This is a genomic window from Phycisphaerae bacterium (assembly GCA_035384605.1).
GTDB lineage: Bacteria > Planctomycetota > Phycisphaerae > UBA1845 > PWPN01 > JAUCQB01.
In genome coordinates this window covers 23,941-38,255 of sequence record DAOOIV010000050.1, presented here as the reverse complement: position 1 = coordinate 38,255, position 14,315 = coordinate 23,941, and the positions used below count along the sequence as shown (strand labels likewise).

Sequence of the window (14,315 nt, the reverse complement as noted above, 5' to 3'; positions counted from 1 at the left end):
AGGTACTATCCCGAGGGGCTTGAGGTTCGTGTTTGCGAGAATGCCAAGGATCCGGCCACCTGGATTCCCGAATGCTGGAACGACACCCACGCGTTGCTGAGCGCGATCGAACTGGCCGGGGCCAAGAACGCCATGATGTGGTACATCGGGGTCAGCGGCCAGCTCGGCCCGGCCGGCGATGAGACCACCTACACCACCCCGGTTGAGACGATGCAGGCCTACTACGACGAGTTGAAGGCCGGCCCGTGGGTGGCCTTATCCTGGTGGGTGTTCGGCGGCTCCAACACCTGCCATGGGGGATTAGAGTATTACGACAGGACCCTCAAGCATTTCACGCCCCGGCATCCCGAAGGTGAGCCCTATTCGCAAGAGATGCTCGACTACTGGCACGACGCCTATGTGAAGACAAAGATGCGCATGTTCCATGACGTTGTCTACAACCAGTTCGGCCACCTCAACGGCCCCATGCCTGTGACCCAGGACAAGAAGGAGTAGCTGAATGTCTCGAAACGAACGGCACCGATGTTTGATTGCGGTCTTAGCTGCTGCGGCGGCAAGTACGCCGAGCCGCGGCGACGTCTGGCGAGGTTCGACGACCCGGCCTTCGGGGGAAAAGCTGCCCCCTGGCTACGTCAGCGGCGACGTCGTCAGCCATTCTTACGTGCCGATTCGCACCTGGACGCCCAAGGAGGGCATCGGGATCCTGCCCTATCTCTTCGAGTACAACCTGATGTGCTGGAGCGGCGACCAACGGCTTGAAAAGTACCACACGGAGAACGTCCGCCGGATCGACATTGCCAGCAAGTGGTCGACGGCCATCCAACTCTACAATCGCTACGACTATTACCACGACGAGATCATCAATCTCATGATCCGCTGTTTTCGAAACCGGCAACTCATCATCCTCAGCGCTCGTCGGGGTGACAGGAGCAAGGACAGGGAAAAGGATGCTCACGCGAACCTGATCGCGATTCTGACGACCTTGTGGCAGAATCGAGACAGGGAACTGACGAATCTGGAGGGAGACAAGGCAACCGGCCGGCAGCTTATCAACAACATCCTGGCCGCCAGCCTCGGTGATGAAGGCGAATGCGGGCTGAAGACAGCCGGGCTGGAGAAGCTGTTCGCCAAGTTCGACCACGAGATCCGCCTCCGCAGGATGAATGGAGAACAGCCGTTTCGCCACATCAAGGGCTGGTACAACATGCTCGGATACGCAGCTTTTGACTACCATAGTTGTTATGCCGCCAGCCGGGAGGACGTGGACAAGCACAAGCGGGTCATGCTGCCGCCGAACACCCAGGCCATCGGCGTGGACGTTTATCACTACTGGTTCCACAAACACAGCCCGTTCGATCCGGCGGACCTGTCGATCCCGCGAGAGAAGGTTCGCGCCCACAGCGACGAGTGGCAGCGGATTCGCACGAGGTACTATCCCGAGGGGCTTGAGGTTCGTGTTTGCGAGAATGCCAAGGATCCGGTCACCTGGATCCCCGAATGCTGGAACGACACGCATGCCCTAATGAGCGGCATCGAATTGGCTGGGGCACCAAACGCCATGATGTGGTACATCGGCGTGTCAAGCCAGATCGACAATTCCAGCGGCGCGGCGACCTATACGACACCTGTCGAGACCATGCAGGCCTACTATGATGAACTGAAGGCCGGCCCGTGGGTGGCCTTGGCCTGGTGGACATTCGGCACCGATCGGGACACGCACGGTGGCCTCGAGTACTACGACAAAACGCTCAAGCATCATACCCCCCGACATCCCGAGGGCGAGCCCTATTCACAGGAGATGCTTGACTACTGGCACCGGGCATATGTAGACGTGAAGAAGCGGATGTTCGAAGACGTGGTGTACGGGCAGTTTGGCCATTTGAACGGGCCCGTGGCCAAGCCGTGAGGGGGGCGGCATCACTGAGGCTGAACCATCGTCCTTCGGAGTCGCAACATGCGGGATACTCGCGTGGCAGCAGCTCAGTTTGAACATCGCGACGGAGACCAGGCGTACAATCCCGGGCGGATTTGCGATCCGACTCGCAAGGCAGTCGATGACGGTGCCGAGATCGTCTGCTTTCACGAGCTCTGGATGCCGGCCTCTGGGTGGATTCAGCCGACGCGCCCAGAGGAGGCCGGCCGCGATCACCGAGCCCGCGCCGAATGGGCCAAGCATCCGGGAGTCGACCCGAATCGCCAGGGATCATTCGACCACCATGATGGCGGAGCTTCTCGAGATCGACGGCGAACGCTTCTGTAACTGCTACGTAACCGTGGGGCAAGGTGGCCACATAACCAAGCAGGCTGCATCCAGCGACGCTGAAGCGTATTCGAAGGCTTCTGTCGTTGTTGAAGCTGCTCCACGGAGGCGAACTTCGTGAAACGATAGAAAGGCGAGGCTCCATGACAATCTACAAATCCATCATCCCGTTTCCGCGCTTACGAACGGCTTCGGGGCCGGGTTTGCGCGTGGTCATGATTGGTCTGGCAGTGAGTGTGACGATCGTCCAGGGGGCTGAAACGCAGCAAATTTCGGCCGGCGTTCGGACCTCGAGGCCGGATCCTTATGCCCCGACGACGCTTCCCGATCGCATCGTACTTACCTGGTGTGGCGACCCGACCACGACCATGGCCGTTACCTGGCGCACCTCGCCGGATGTTCGCAAGGGGTTTGCGGAAATCGCTCCAGCCGAGCAAGGCCAGCGGTTCTACCAGGAGCTCAATGGGAATGAATACAAGAAGATTACCTTTGACAACCAGCAGCGGACGGTCGAAGCACAGACCACGAGCTTCGAGTCCCCCGGTCCGCGCTCCTGTTACCATTCGGCCCGTTTCGAAGGACTTTCTCCCGGTACCAGGTATGTCTACCGCGTGGGCGATGGGGTCAGATGGTCGGAATGGTTTCAGTTTCGGACGGCCACGCGCGAGGCAGAGCCTTTCCGCTTCATCTACTTCGGCGACTTGCAGGATGCCGTCGCCTCGATGTGTTCCTGGGTGTTCAGGGCGGCGATTCTATCGGCTCCCGATGCCGCGTTCACGCTGCATGCGGGCGACCTGACTGCCAGCCGTGGCAGCGATGTGGAATGGGGCGAGTGGTTTGCAGTGGGAGGCTGGGTCAACGCAATGGTGCCAGTGGTGGCTACCCCGGGTAACCACGACTACTTCAAGACGGCTCCCGACGGAAGCCCGGGCGCCTACCTGGAACCGCACTGGCGGGCTCAGTTCACGCTTCCTGAGAACGGCCCCGCTGGTCTCGAAGAGTCCTGCTACTATATTGACTACCAGGGAGCCAGGATCATATCGCTCGACTCGAACGTGCGGCGTGAGGAGCAGGCCCAATGGCTCGACCGAACTCTGTCGAGCAACCCCATGCGCTGGGTGATCGTGACTTGTCATCATCCTGCATACTCGGTCGCCAACCATCGAGGCGGAGGGGTGCGCCGGGAATGGCAATCGGTGTTTGACAAGCATGACGTGGACCTCGTGCTCACAGGGCATGATCATGCTTACAGCCGCACCGGTCTCATCAGAAGAGGGAAAGACGATACGCCTGTGGAAGGGCGGGGAGAGGGCACGGTTTACGTCGTGTCCGTCGCCGGTCCGAAGATGAACTGGCCGATTGTGGCAAAGGGCGAGCCGACAGGCTTCGCCAAACGCGAGGCGCAGGACACACAATTCTTTCAGGTTATTTCGATTGACGGAGACAAGCTGCGATACGAGGCCTGGACGGCCACAGGCGTGCTCTACGACGCATTCGCGCTTGTCAAACAAGGCCGAGGCAGGAAGGAGCTGATCGAGGAGATTCCTGCCGCGCCTGCTCGCCGCCGAGGCCAGTTGGGCTCGGCGTCGGGGCCCGATCGCGGGGCGGTCCTGCTGCCGCCGGAGAAGTAGGTCGGTGGGCGCGCGAGGGGTGGACGAACGTAAGTAGTCGGGCGGCGGGGCGTTCCAACGGTCCTCTGCCCGGCAGGTGTGCAGTCACATGAATCTGTCGGAGACGCGTGATGAAGAAACGGTTGACACTGGTTGTGGGCTCTCTCTTGATGCTGGTCGTACCGGCCGCGGCTGAGCCGGCTCCGCTGGCCGCGGTCAACTCCGCGGGCGTAGAACGCGATCCCTGGCTTTCCCCGGACGGCTACACGCTGTATTTCGCATCCAACCGTTCGGGGGGCGGTTTTGACATCTACCAGTCGCAGTGGGACGGTCACCAGTGGTCGCAGCCAAAGGCGCTTGGCAGCCACGTCAACTCCGATTTTGACGACATTCGGCCGAGCTTGTCCGCCGACGGCCGGCGACTGTTGTTCGTGTCGCATCGCGGCCGCTTCTATCGAGGCGTGTGGATTTGTGATCGTCAGCCGGACGGATCGTGGGGACAAGCGCGATACGTCACGGTCGACGAGCAACCCGCCGTCGACGACGCGGTGATCGGGCGGGATGGTCGGACCATTTTCTACAAGCGGATCAGCAAGAATCAGCCGCCGACAGACCGGCGGTGGGACATGTGCATGAAGTACGATCCTCGCCGGCGTTTCTGGGAGGTCCCGCGCCCCTATCACGGCCCGTTGCCAGAGAACCATGTTCCGGGAGCATTTTGGCGATTCTCGGTCAAAGACGGCGACATTTATGTCGAAGCCGCCACCGAAGCGGAACCCCAAAAGACGGACGTACCGGAGGTGCTGAATTGCCTGAAGACTTCCAGTCTTTATGGGAGGGAAGACCAGGAGTACTGGGTGTCCGAGGGGCAGAACCTGGTGGACGGGCTTGAAGACACAAGCTGGATTTCGAAGGAGGGGTTGCCCATCAACCAGCAGTGGGTGTTGCTGGGCCTGAACGGCCGAGCGAAATACGTTCCCGGTCTCAGTCGGATTCATCGTTTCCGTATTCACTCCGGCCCGGCCGAGGAGCATCGAGATCAAGAGCGCAAGGACGCGGTTGTGATTTTCGACAAGGAAAAGGGGCCCCCGGCGCGCCCGACCCGATTGCGTATTCTGGGCGGCATGGATGTGGACTCGTTGAAGGAATTGGCGGTCGTCGAGTTGGACCTTAACAGCGGTTCCCCTTGGCACGACGTGCCTTTGAAGGAGCCCACATACCTTCGCTACATCAAGATTGAAGTTCTTGAGACGGCGGGGCCTGCCGCGGATTGCGTCGCTTTCAACGAGGTCGAGGCGTACGGCGCCGGCCTCAGCGCTCGACGGCCCGCGCATCGCGTTTCAACGGATGAGAACAACAACATTCTGGTCGACGGCGAGCCGTTTTTCCCGGTTTACCTTTACTATGCCAAGGCCGAGGCATGTTTGGCCGATTACGGCTTCAATACCACGCTGGAAACGTACGACGTCGCCCCCGACAGCGCGCGGCTGGCCATTCTCGACCGCGCTGAGGATTCAGGCTTCATGGTCATAGGGCATGTGCCGAACGTAGATCACGAATTTGAACGGAAGAGGGCTCGCAACCAGCTCCTGGCCTTGAGGCATCACCCGGCCCTTCTGGGCTACCTCATGTCCGACGAGGCCGGTCACAGCCCCGAGATCATGGCCATGGACAAGCGGCGATCGGACTTCATCCATGAACACGACCCGAATCATTTCACGATGCTGAATGATCTATATCCGACCTACTATCCGCGTTCATCGGCCTTTGTGGACGTCTTTTCGATCGATCCCTATCCCCACATCGTCGGACAGCCGTTCTCATACCAGGGTTACGCGGTTGACGTAGCGTATCAGTGCGTCCAGCACAAGAAGCCGGTGTTCGTGGTCAATGCGTCCTGGGGACCGATTCTATCTCCGGTGGAGAACCGGCTCGGTGTCTACCTGGCTCTGATTCACGGAGCCAAGGGCATCTCATGGTACGCGCTGGGTGTCAGGAACGAGGATGACGACCATTACGCGAGTATCCTGCGCTGCACGCGGGAAATCCGTCGACTCGAGCCGGTGTGGTTTGCGCCTGACCCCAAGCCGGATTCCGCTTTGCTGACCCATTCTCGAATCGAGAATCCCAGTGCCCGAATCGACGTGATGATCAAGGAGGTTGCCGGTGAGGTATGGTTGTTGGCCGCCAACTGCGAGCCCAGGCAAGCCACGGTGACCTTCTCGTTCGGGTGGGGCGACGAGATTGTAATCAAGGAAGTCATGGCCGAGCAACCGCAGGCCTGGAGCATGAATCGTCGGGACTTCCACACCATGGACGCCTGGCCGCCGTCGGAGGATCGCGAACCGGTGCGCCAGGCTCGTCCCATTGATCTGACGTTTCCTCCCTATGGCGTGCGGATCTTTCGCATGAAGCCGGTCGGCAAGATCGGGCCGCTATATCAGCCGGTGGGCGACGGTACCCAACTGGCCATGGTCAACGAGTCAGCGATCAGACGCACAGCCGAACAGGCCAAGTCCCTTCGGGAGCAAGGCAGGCTGGAGGACGCCAAGAAGGCCGTCGACGCATTCTGGTCGAAATATGGAAAGCGAGTGTCCGTGGACGACCTTTCCAGCCTGATGGACATACTGGGTCAGAAAGCATCAGCAGACGAGATACTTGCTGACTATGGGCGGCTGGCGGAGGAGCACCCTGAGGCCGAAAGCTGGCCCAAGTGGGTCTACAAGATTGTGGCAGCACTGCACGAAGAGAAACGCGATCAGGAAGCCGGCGTTTGGATGTCCAGGCTGATCCGCCACCGGCCGGACTCGCTCTGGCGAGCCAACGCCGAAGCGCTCGTCAATCCAGCGTCTGCGCGAGAAGGGCACAAGCCCTGGACTCAGGCCGTCAAGATCGATACCAAGCCTGTTATTGACGGCGAACTCACCGAGCCGTTCTGGCAGAGCCGCGTGAAGTTCAAGAACACCGTTTTCCTGGACAGCAGCAAGAACCCCCAGGAAACTGAATTTGCCGTCGCATACGACGATCAGGCTCTCTACTTTGCAGCCAGGTGCGTCGAGCCCCAGCCTTCTCAGATCTTGAAGCGGTGCGACAAAGACGACGGTTCCGTCTGGGCGGACGACTGCATTATCATTTATCTGGATCCGAAGCTGGAGTACAAGTCCTATTATCAGCTCATTTTTAACGTCCTGGGCACGAAGTGGGACGGCACCGGCAGCAGCGGCGGCCACGCGAACGCCGACGGCCTGAACGCCAAGAACGTGGAACGCAGGGCAGTGGTCAAGGACGATGCTTGGCAGATTGAAATTGCGGTCCCCTTCAGTGACCTGAAGCGGCCGGCTCCCAGCCCTGGTCAGGTCTGGGGTTTGGGTGTCCAGCGTTGGCGGCAGGTCGGCGGGGCATTGCCCACGGTTTGGGGCAATGAACGAGGAACATCTCACGACAGCCGTCCGGAAGACTTTGGTTTTCTCGTTTTCCGGTGACATGAACGAGCAGGCAGCAATGCTGAGCCGGGATCGTTGCCAGAGCACCTCCGGCGGGCTCACTTGCGTCGGACCGCCTTGGTCCACATGGTGGTTTTTCTTGTTGGTCACTCCTGCCTCTTCTGAGGGTGCCACTGGCGGCTTGTGAGACTTGTCAAGAGCGGCAACAGCAAGCGCGCTTGGTGAAGCAGTATTCCGCCATCGTCTCCGTCAACATCTTCGCGAGGGCACCAGCAGCACCGCCCTGTTGCCCGTCGCGGCCTTGGCCGGTAGCCTTTTGAGCCGTGGACATGCGAGAAGTGAAGGAAGTGAAGCTTGCGGGTGGGGAGTCATCAGCGAACACACAAAGCGGCACATGGCGCGGCCGGCTATGTCGTTTCCTTTGCAGACCCGGATGGCCGATCCTCGTCGCCCTGATCGCGATGATACTGGTGTCGCCATCGTTGCGCCTGGGGTGGGTGTTTGATGACGACTTTCATCGTCTCACCATTCGGGGCTCGACGAGATGCCTCGCATTCTCGGGATCGATCTGGGACATGTTCCGCTTTCTCGACGGGGATGCTGCACGAACCCTGGAATTGATGGACCACGGCGTGCTGCCGTGGTGGACTGTGCCCGAGGCCAAGGGCAGTTTCTGGCGGCCGCTGACCATTCTGACTCACTGGATCGACTACCACCTGTGGCCTGATACGGCGTGGCTGATGCACGCGCAGAGCATAATGTGGTATGGGTTGCTGGTTCTGGCAGCGGCGGCGCTGTATCGACGGATGATGGGGGCGGGCATAGCGGCCGGGCTGGCCATGGTGCTGTTTGCGGTCGACGACGCGCACAGCATGCCCGCCGCGTGGTTGTCCAACCGCAACGCGATTGTCTCGGGTGTGTTCGGAGTGCTGGCCATTCTGGCTCACGATCGCCGGCGGCGCCAGGGGCGAACCGGCAGTGCCGTACCTGCATGGCTCTGCACCGCCGCCAGCCTGCTGTCGGCCGAGGCCGGCGTCGGCACATTTGCCTACCTGGTAGCTTATACCGTATGCCTGGACCGGTGCAGGTGGCGGCAAAAAGTCTTCATCATGCTTCCCTACCTCACGGTCCTGATCGTCTGGCGAGTTGCCTGGACGCTTGGCGGCCATGGCGTGCAGTACCTCGGGCTCTACGTGGACCCCTTCCGGGAGCCGGCGGTGTTCGCCCTGAGCGTCATTCAGCGGATTCCTCTTCTGATGCTTGGCCAGTGGGCGGGACTGCCGGCCGAGGCTGCGATTCTTCTGCCGAACCGTCTCATGTTGCTGCTCCAGCTTCTCGGCGTGGGGATTACCATTGTTCTGGCGGCCGTAGCATGGCCGCTGCTTCGCCGCGATCCGGTTGCTCGCTTCTGGGCGCTGGGCATGGCCTTGTCACTGGTGCCCGCTTGTGCAACGTTTCCGGCCAACCGGCTTCTGGTGTTTGCGGGCATCGGCGCAATGGGCATGCTCGCCCAGTTTCTTTTAGACGTCCTGCGGCTTGAGAACCACTCGGGGGCCGTCGGCGGCTTGTCTGTCGGTGCTGTGGCTGACAAGCCTCTCCGGGCACCCGGCCGGAACGGTCATCCGCATGCTCGGCGTCTTTGTCGTGTCGTCGCCTGGTCCTTTGTATGCCTGCACATCGTACTTGCCCCCGTGGCCCTGGCCGTGCAGGCGGCATTTCCGATGGGCTTCAAGAGATTCAACGATGAACTTACGGTCCGAACCGCGCTCGATGGTTCCGTCGAGCAACAGACTCTCATCATCGTGAACGCCCCGAGCGTGATGCACGCCATGTATCTTTCGGTGCAGCGGGAACTGGCCGGCCAGCCGGTGCCCCGCCACACGCGCGTTCTGGCCCCCGCATTGCCGGCAGTCAAAATCCGCCGGTTGGACAAGAACACGTTGTCCATCCGGCCGGAAGACAGTTTCATCGCCTGGCGCTTTGACCACCTCTTCCGGAGTGAGCGAAGGCCGATGTCTCTCGGACAGCGCGTGAAACTCAGCGACCTGACCATCGACGTAACGGAGCTGACGCCCGATCTTCGCCCGGCCGAGGCCCTGTTCCATTTTGCCGTACCGCTCGAGCACCCGTCGCTCAGGTGGCTGCACTGGCAGGACGGCGAATTCGTTCCTTTTACCCCGCCGGCGATCGGCGAAACCATTGAGCTTCGTCCCCGGCCGCCCAGTCTCTGGTGAGGATCACGACGGAATGCGTTGGTCTGTTCCTGCAGGTTTTTTTCTCACTCATTCCTGATGACTTCTGCCTACTGCTTGCATAGTATCCAATAGAAGGAGATGGTACAGGATACGCCGCTGTTGCTGTAGCCGGGAGAGTCTCCGCCCATGCCTACCGCCGGTGACCCGATTGTCGATCCAACGACCGAACCCGGCAGGTTTTCCTGGCCGACGGCATTCCTTGTGGCGGCGGCGTCCGGCGGACTGCTGGCCGCCTGCTTCCGTCCCCTCGGTCTGCATTTCCTTGCATGGATTGCCTTGGTTCCGTGGCTGATGATGTTTCCGCGATTGTCGCCGGCCGCGACGTGGCTTTTTGGCATCGTTCTCGGGTTGGTCTTTTATCGGATCGGGCTTGATTGGCTCATCAAAATCGCCGGGCCGATAGCCGGCGCGACCATCATCGTTCTTGCGGTGTGGATGGGCTTCGCGTTCCGGGTCGCCCGACTGCTGACGGTGCGATTCGGTCCTGCGTCCATGTTGTGGGCCGTGCCGCTGGCGTTTGTCGGAGCCGAGGTGCTGAGATGTGAGGGGCTACCTCGCCTGCGGTTTTCCTTTCTGGCATTCGGGTACAGTCAGTCGCACAATCTCCGGGTGGCGCAAATCGCCTCGATCGGCGGCGTGTACTTCCTGTCTCTGCTTCTGGTGGCAGTCAATGCCGCGGTGGCTTACGGACTGTGGCAGCGCCGTCGTCGGGCCTGGATACCGGCCGTGGTGATGGCGGCAGGAGTTATTGTGGTCGGCGTCATTTCTCAGCCTCCGTCGTTCGTGCTTCAGGACACAGTGACCGTCGCCTGCGTGCAAGGCGAAGAGCTTCGATATCGCGAGTACCTCGATTTAGCCGCCCGTGCAGCATCGGCTCGGCCGACGCCCGCCTTCATCGTTTTGCCGGAGCATACCATCACAGAAGCGGCGACAGAAGATCATCGAATGGTATCGGGGCTCGCTGAACTGGCCCGAGAACACGACCTGTACGCCTGCGTGGGCGCGCACATCACATCGCAGGCCGGAAGCTGTCGCTACGATAACGTGGCCATGCTCATCGGTCGTGCCGGTATCGTCGGCACCCAAGCCAAGGCAGTTCCCTTGCCGTTCTTTGACGACGGGAATCCCGCCCGGTCACAAGCGGCGTTCGATACGACGTACGGGCGGATCGGCATGTACGTCTGCTATGACGGCCTCTTCACCGATCACCCTCGCCATCTGGCAAGGCTTGGAGCAACGCTCATCCTCGTTCCGGTGATGGACCCCGCGCGTTGGCCGGCCCAGGAGCAGTGGCAGCATGCCGATATGGCTCCGATGCGCTCGATTGAGCTGCGTCGGAGCGCCGTCCGGGCGGCCAGCTCCGGCATAACCCAAATCATTGACCCCCGTGGCCGGGTCATAGCTCAGCGTACTCGCGATGAAGGTCCCGGGGCCGTTGTCGCTTCGGTGCCTCTGTGCAACCGGCAAACCTTCTTCATGCGAGGAGGACACTTGTTTGCCGCGGCGGTCGGCTGGTCCTTTCTGCTGACATTCATTGTGCTTACCTTATGGCAATGGATCCGTGGACTCATTTACCTATCGGGCAGGGGTTCGCACAAAACGTGATGCCGCTGTCGGCAGGCAGGTTACAGGCGGGCATACCGCCGATAGAACATGGTGAGCCGGCTGAAGTTGCCGAATGAGGTCCCTGACGGGGTCGGCTTGGGCTTTGACAGGCCGCAGTCAACCCTATAGACTGCCTTGTCTTGATCCCTTCGAGCAGCGTGTGTCTGCATCAGATCACAGGCCGAGGGGCCTTTGTCAGGCAATGGACTCGTTGAGGGAGGTTTGACATGAGCAGAACCATGAAGGTCGTTTCGTTGATTGCCATCGCCGTGTCGGTGTTGGGGATTGTCCTGGTCGCCGGGTGCAAGGATCGAGGCGCCGGCGGCAAGGCCAAGCCGATCGAAATGAACTACAGCATCTTCTTCCCGGACGTGCACATCGTATGCCAGACGGCCAAGGCCTGGGCGGAGGAGATCGAAAAGCGCACTGATGGGAGGGTCAAGATCAAGATTCATCCCGGCGGCACGCTGACCGCTGCGGACAAATGCTATGATGGCGTGGTCAACGGAATCTCCGACATCGGAATGAGTTGTTTCGCATATACGCGCGGGAGGTTCAAGCTGCTCGAAGGACTCGACCTGCCTCTTGGTTATCCGAACGGGGTCACCGCTACTCGAATAGCCACGGAACTGACGATGAAGTATGAGCCTGCTGAACTCAGCGACGTGCACGTGCTTTACGTCCATGCTCACGGGCCGGGCATCCTGGCCTCCAAGAAGGCGGTTCGTACGCTGGAAGACATGAAGGGGCTGAAGGTCCGCGCCACCGGGCTGTCCACCAAGATCGTCGAGGCCCTTGGCGGCGTTCCCGTTGCCATGCAACAGGGCGACACCTACGAGGCCCTCCAAAAGGGCGTCGTCGAGGCGACTTTCTGCCCCATTGAGACGCTGAAGGGCTGGAAGCAGGGTGAGGCGATCAACTTCGTCACCGATACCTCCTGTATCGGTTACACGACAGCGATGTTTGTGGTGATGAACAAGAAAACCTGGGACAACCTGGCGGAAGACATCCAGAAGGTGTTTACCGAAACCAGCCGCGAGTGGGTGTTCAAGCAAGGCGCTGCTTGGGATCAGGCCGACCAAGAGGGACTGGCTTTCGTCAAGGGACTGGGGCGTGAGATCATTACTCTGTCCCCCGAGCAGCAGGAAAGGTGGAAGGAGCGCGTTCAGCCCATTATCGATGAGTACGTGGCTGCGGCCGAGGCCAAGTCCTTGCCGGGTGCCGCGTTTCTCAAGGACATCCAGATGATGATTGCCCAATCGGCGGCGTCGAAACCAGAATGATGGGCGCGGTGCAACCGATCATTTCGAAGCTTTCCGGTTTCTGGACGGCGTACGCTCGCAGCGTCAGGATGCTGGTCTATGTCCTGGAGATCATCGCGGCCCTGGGCATTATCACGATGATGCTCCTGACTTGCGCGGAGGTGATCCTTCGCATCTTTCGCATTTCCGTGACGGGCGTGGTTGACGTCGTCTGTGTCGCAGCGGCCGTCACCGCGGCGGCAGCAATTCCGTATACGACGGCCTGCAAGGGACACGTCGCGATCGAGTACTTCTTTCAGAAACTGTCGCGGCGGGGCCGAATCGTGGTGGACACCCTTGTCCGCATCTGCGTCGTTCTCCTGTTCGGGTTTTTGACCGTGGAGTGCGTCAGTTACGGCATGTCGCTTAAAGCCAATGGTCAGGTGACCCCGACGCTGCAGATGCCCGACTTTTGGGTGCCGTACGTTCTGGCCGCATCTTGTGCGGTTGTGTGCCTGGTGACCATTTACCATTTGTTTCATCCAGGCAAGGAACTGATTAAGCCATGACGCCCGTCGAGATTGGGATACTGGGTTGTATCGTGCTGGTGTTGCTGCTGGTCAGCAGCATGCCCGTGGCTTTCGCCATGGCGATCGTCGGGTTTGTCGGTTTCGCCGTGGTCGTCACACCTCACGCGGCTGTAAGCATGGCCACGACCGAGCTGTGTGACACTTTTTCCAAGCACAGCCTCACAGTGATCCCTCTTTTTGTGCTCATGGGCCAGGTTGCCTTTCATTGCGGCATCAGCCGCCGGCTCTTCAACACGGCCTACCATTGGTTTGGACCGCTGCCGGGCGGGTTGGCGATGGCCACCGTGGGTGCTTGCACGGCCTTCGGGGCCATCTGCGGGTCGGGGCCCGCGACCGCCGCCACCATGTCGCTGGTCGCGTTGCCGGAGATGAAGCGATATGGATACAGCATGGAGTTAGCCTGCGGAACGGTCGCATCGGGCGGGACGTTGGGCATGATGATCCCGCCGAGCGTTGTTTTCATCGTCTATGGTATCATGACCGAACAGTCGATTGGCAAGTTGTTCATCGCAGGGATACTGCCGGGCCTGTTGACCGCGGGCCTCTTTACATTATTCATCTATGTCGAGTGCATCCGGCGTCCCGGTTACGGGCCTGCCGCGCCCTCAACGAGTTGGGGTGCCAAGTTTGTTTCCCTTCTGGGTGTTTGCGAGACCCTTGCGCTGTTCCTCCTGGTGATCGGCGGCATGTTCGCCGGTTTCTTCACCCCTACCGAAGGAGCGGCCATCGGCGCCGGCGGCACGATTGTCATCGCGCTGGTCAAGAGGCAACTGGCCGCGAAGATGGTCTGGCGAGCGCTGCAGGAAACGATGCGCACAAGCCTGATGGTCATGATCATCGTGGCGGGTGCAATGATTTTCGGCAAGTTTCTAACGGTCACGGGCATCCCGACCGAATTGGCCGCGTGGCTGGGCGGTCTGCCGTTGCCGGCATGGGTGATTGTCGGTCTGATCATCACCTTTTTCATCATTGCCGGATGCTTTGTGGATGCCTTGGCGTTGATATTGCTCACGGTTCCGATTTTCAGGCCGATCATCAACGGATTGTATCCCGAACAGGACCCCATGCTTCTGATCTGGTTCGGTGTCATCATTGTGCTGGTCACTCAGATCGGAACGATTACCCCGCCGGTCGGGGTCTGCGCATACGTGGTAGGCGGAATCGAGCGCGACGTGCCTTTGCAGGCTGTGTTCAAGGGCTGCGTGCCTTTCGTGATGGCCCTGGTCATCGCCACCGTTTTGTGCGTTGCGTTCCCGCAAATCTGCACATGGCTGCCCGGCATGGTTCGCTAAGAGAGCAAGGATCCAGACC

The 14,315-nt window shown here is 60.4% G+C and carries 10 protein-coding genes; all 10 read left to right on the top strand.

Annotation, left to right across the window (positions count from 1 at the left end; genetic code table 11):
- A partial coding sequence (locus PLL20_12405) for a hypothetical protein (protein ID HPD30792.1) occupies positions 1–495 on the top strand: 495 nt, incomplete at its 5' end.
- A 4-nt stretch (positions 496–499) separates the two neighbouring features.
- Positions 500–1,906, top strand: a complete 1,407-nt coding sequence (locus tag PLL20_12400) for a hypothetical protein (GenBank protein HPD30791.1) — start codon at positions 500–502, stop codon at positions 1,904–1,906.
- Positions 1,907–1,954: 48 nt separating this feature from the next.
- Positions 1,955–2,260: a hypothetical protein gene (locus PLL20_12395; protein HPD30790.1), complete on the top strand. Its 306-nt coding sequence runs from the start codon at positions 1,955–1,957 to the stop codon at positions 2,258–2,260.
- Positions 2,261–2,403: 143 nt separating this feature from the next.
- Entirely contained in the window at positions 2,404–3,891 is a 1,488-nt protein-coding gene (locus tag PLL20_12390; GenBank protein HPD30789.1) for a metallophosphoesterase family protein, read from the top strand.
- A gap of 110 nt (positions 3,892–4,001) precedes the next feature.
- Positions 4,002–7,352: a carbohydrate-binding family 9-like protein gene (locus tag PLL20_12385; protein ID HPD30788.1), complete on the top strand. Its 3,351-nt coding sequence runs from the start codon at positions 4,002–4,004 to the stop codon at positions 7,350–7,352.
- Between the two features lie 290 nt (positions 7,353–7,642).
- Positions 7,643–9,547 (top strand): hypothetical protein, encoded by a 1,905-nt coding sequence (locus PLL20_12380; protein ID HPD30787.1) that lies wholly within the window; start codon positions 7,643–7,645, stop codon positions 9,545–9,547.
- 147 nt (positions 9,548–9,694) lie between these two features.
- Entirely contained in the window at positions 9,695–11,173 is a 1,479-nt protein-coding gene (locus PLL20_12375) for a nitrilase-related carbon-nitrogen hydrolase (protein HPD30786.1), read from the top strand.
- A gap of 227 nt (positions 11,174–11,400) precedes the next feature.
- A complete protein-coding gene (locus tag PLL20_12370) occupies positions 11,401–12,456 on the top strand; it encodes a TRAP transporter substrate-binding protein (protein ID HPD30785.1) in 1,056 nt (351 codons plus the stop codon).
- An 8-nt stretch (positions 12,457–12,464) separates the two neighbouring features.
- The gene (locus tag PLL20_12365; GenBank protein ID HPD30784.1) at positions 12,465–12,983 is read left to right on the top strand and encodes a TRAP transporter small permease; all 519 of its coding nucleotides are present in this window, start codon (positions 12,465–12,467) and stop codon (positions 12,981–12,983) included.
- A complete protein-coding gene (locus tag PLL20_12360) occupies positions 12,980–14,296 on the top strand; it encodes a TRAP transporter large permease (protein ID HPD30783.1) in 1,317 nt (438 codons plus the stop codon). Before PLL20_12365 ends, PLL20_12360 begins: the two co-directional genes overlap by 4 nt.
- Positions 14,297–14,315: the final 19 nt, after the last annotated feature.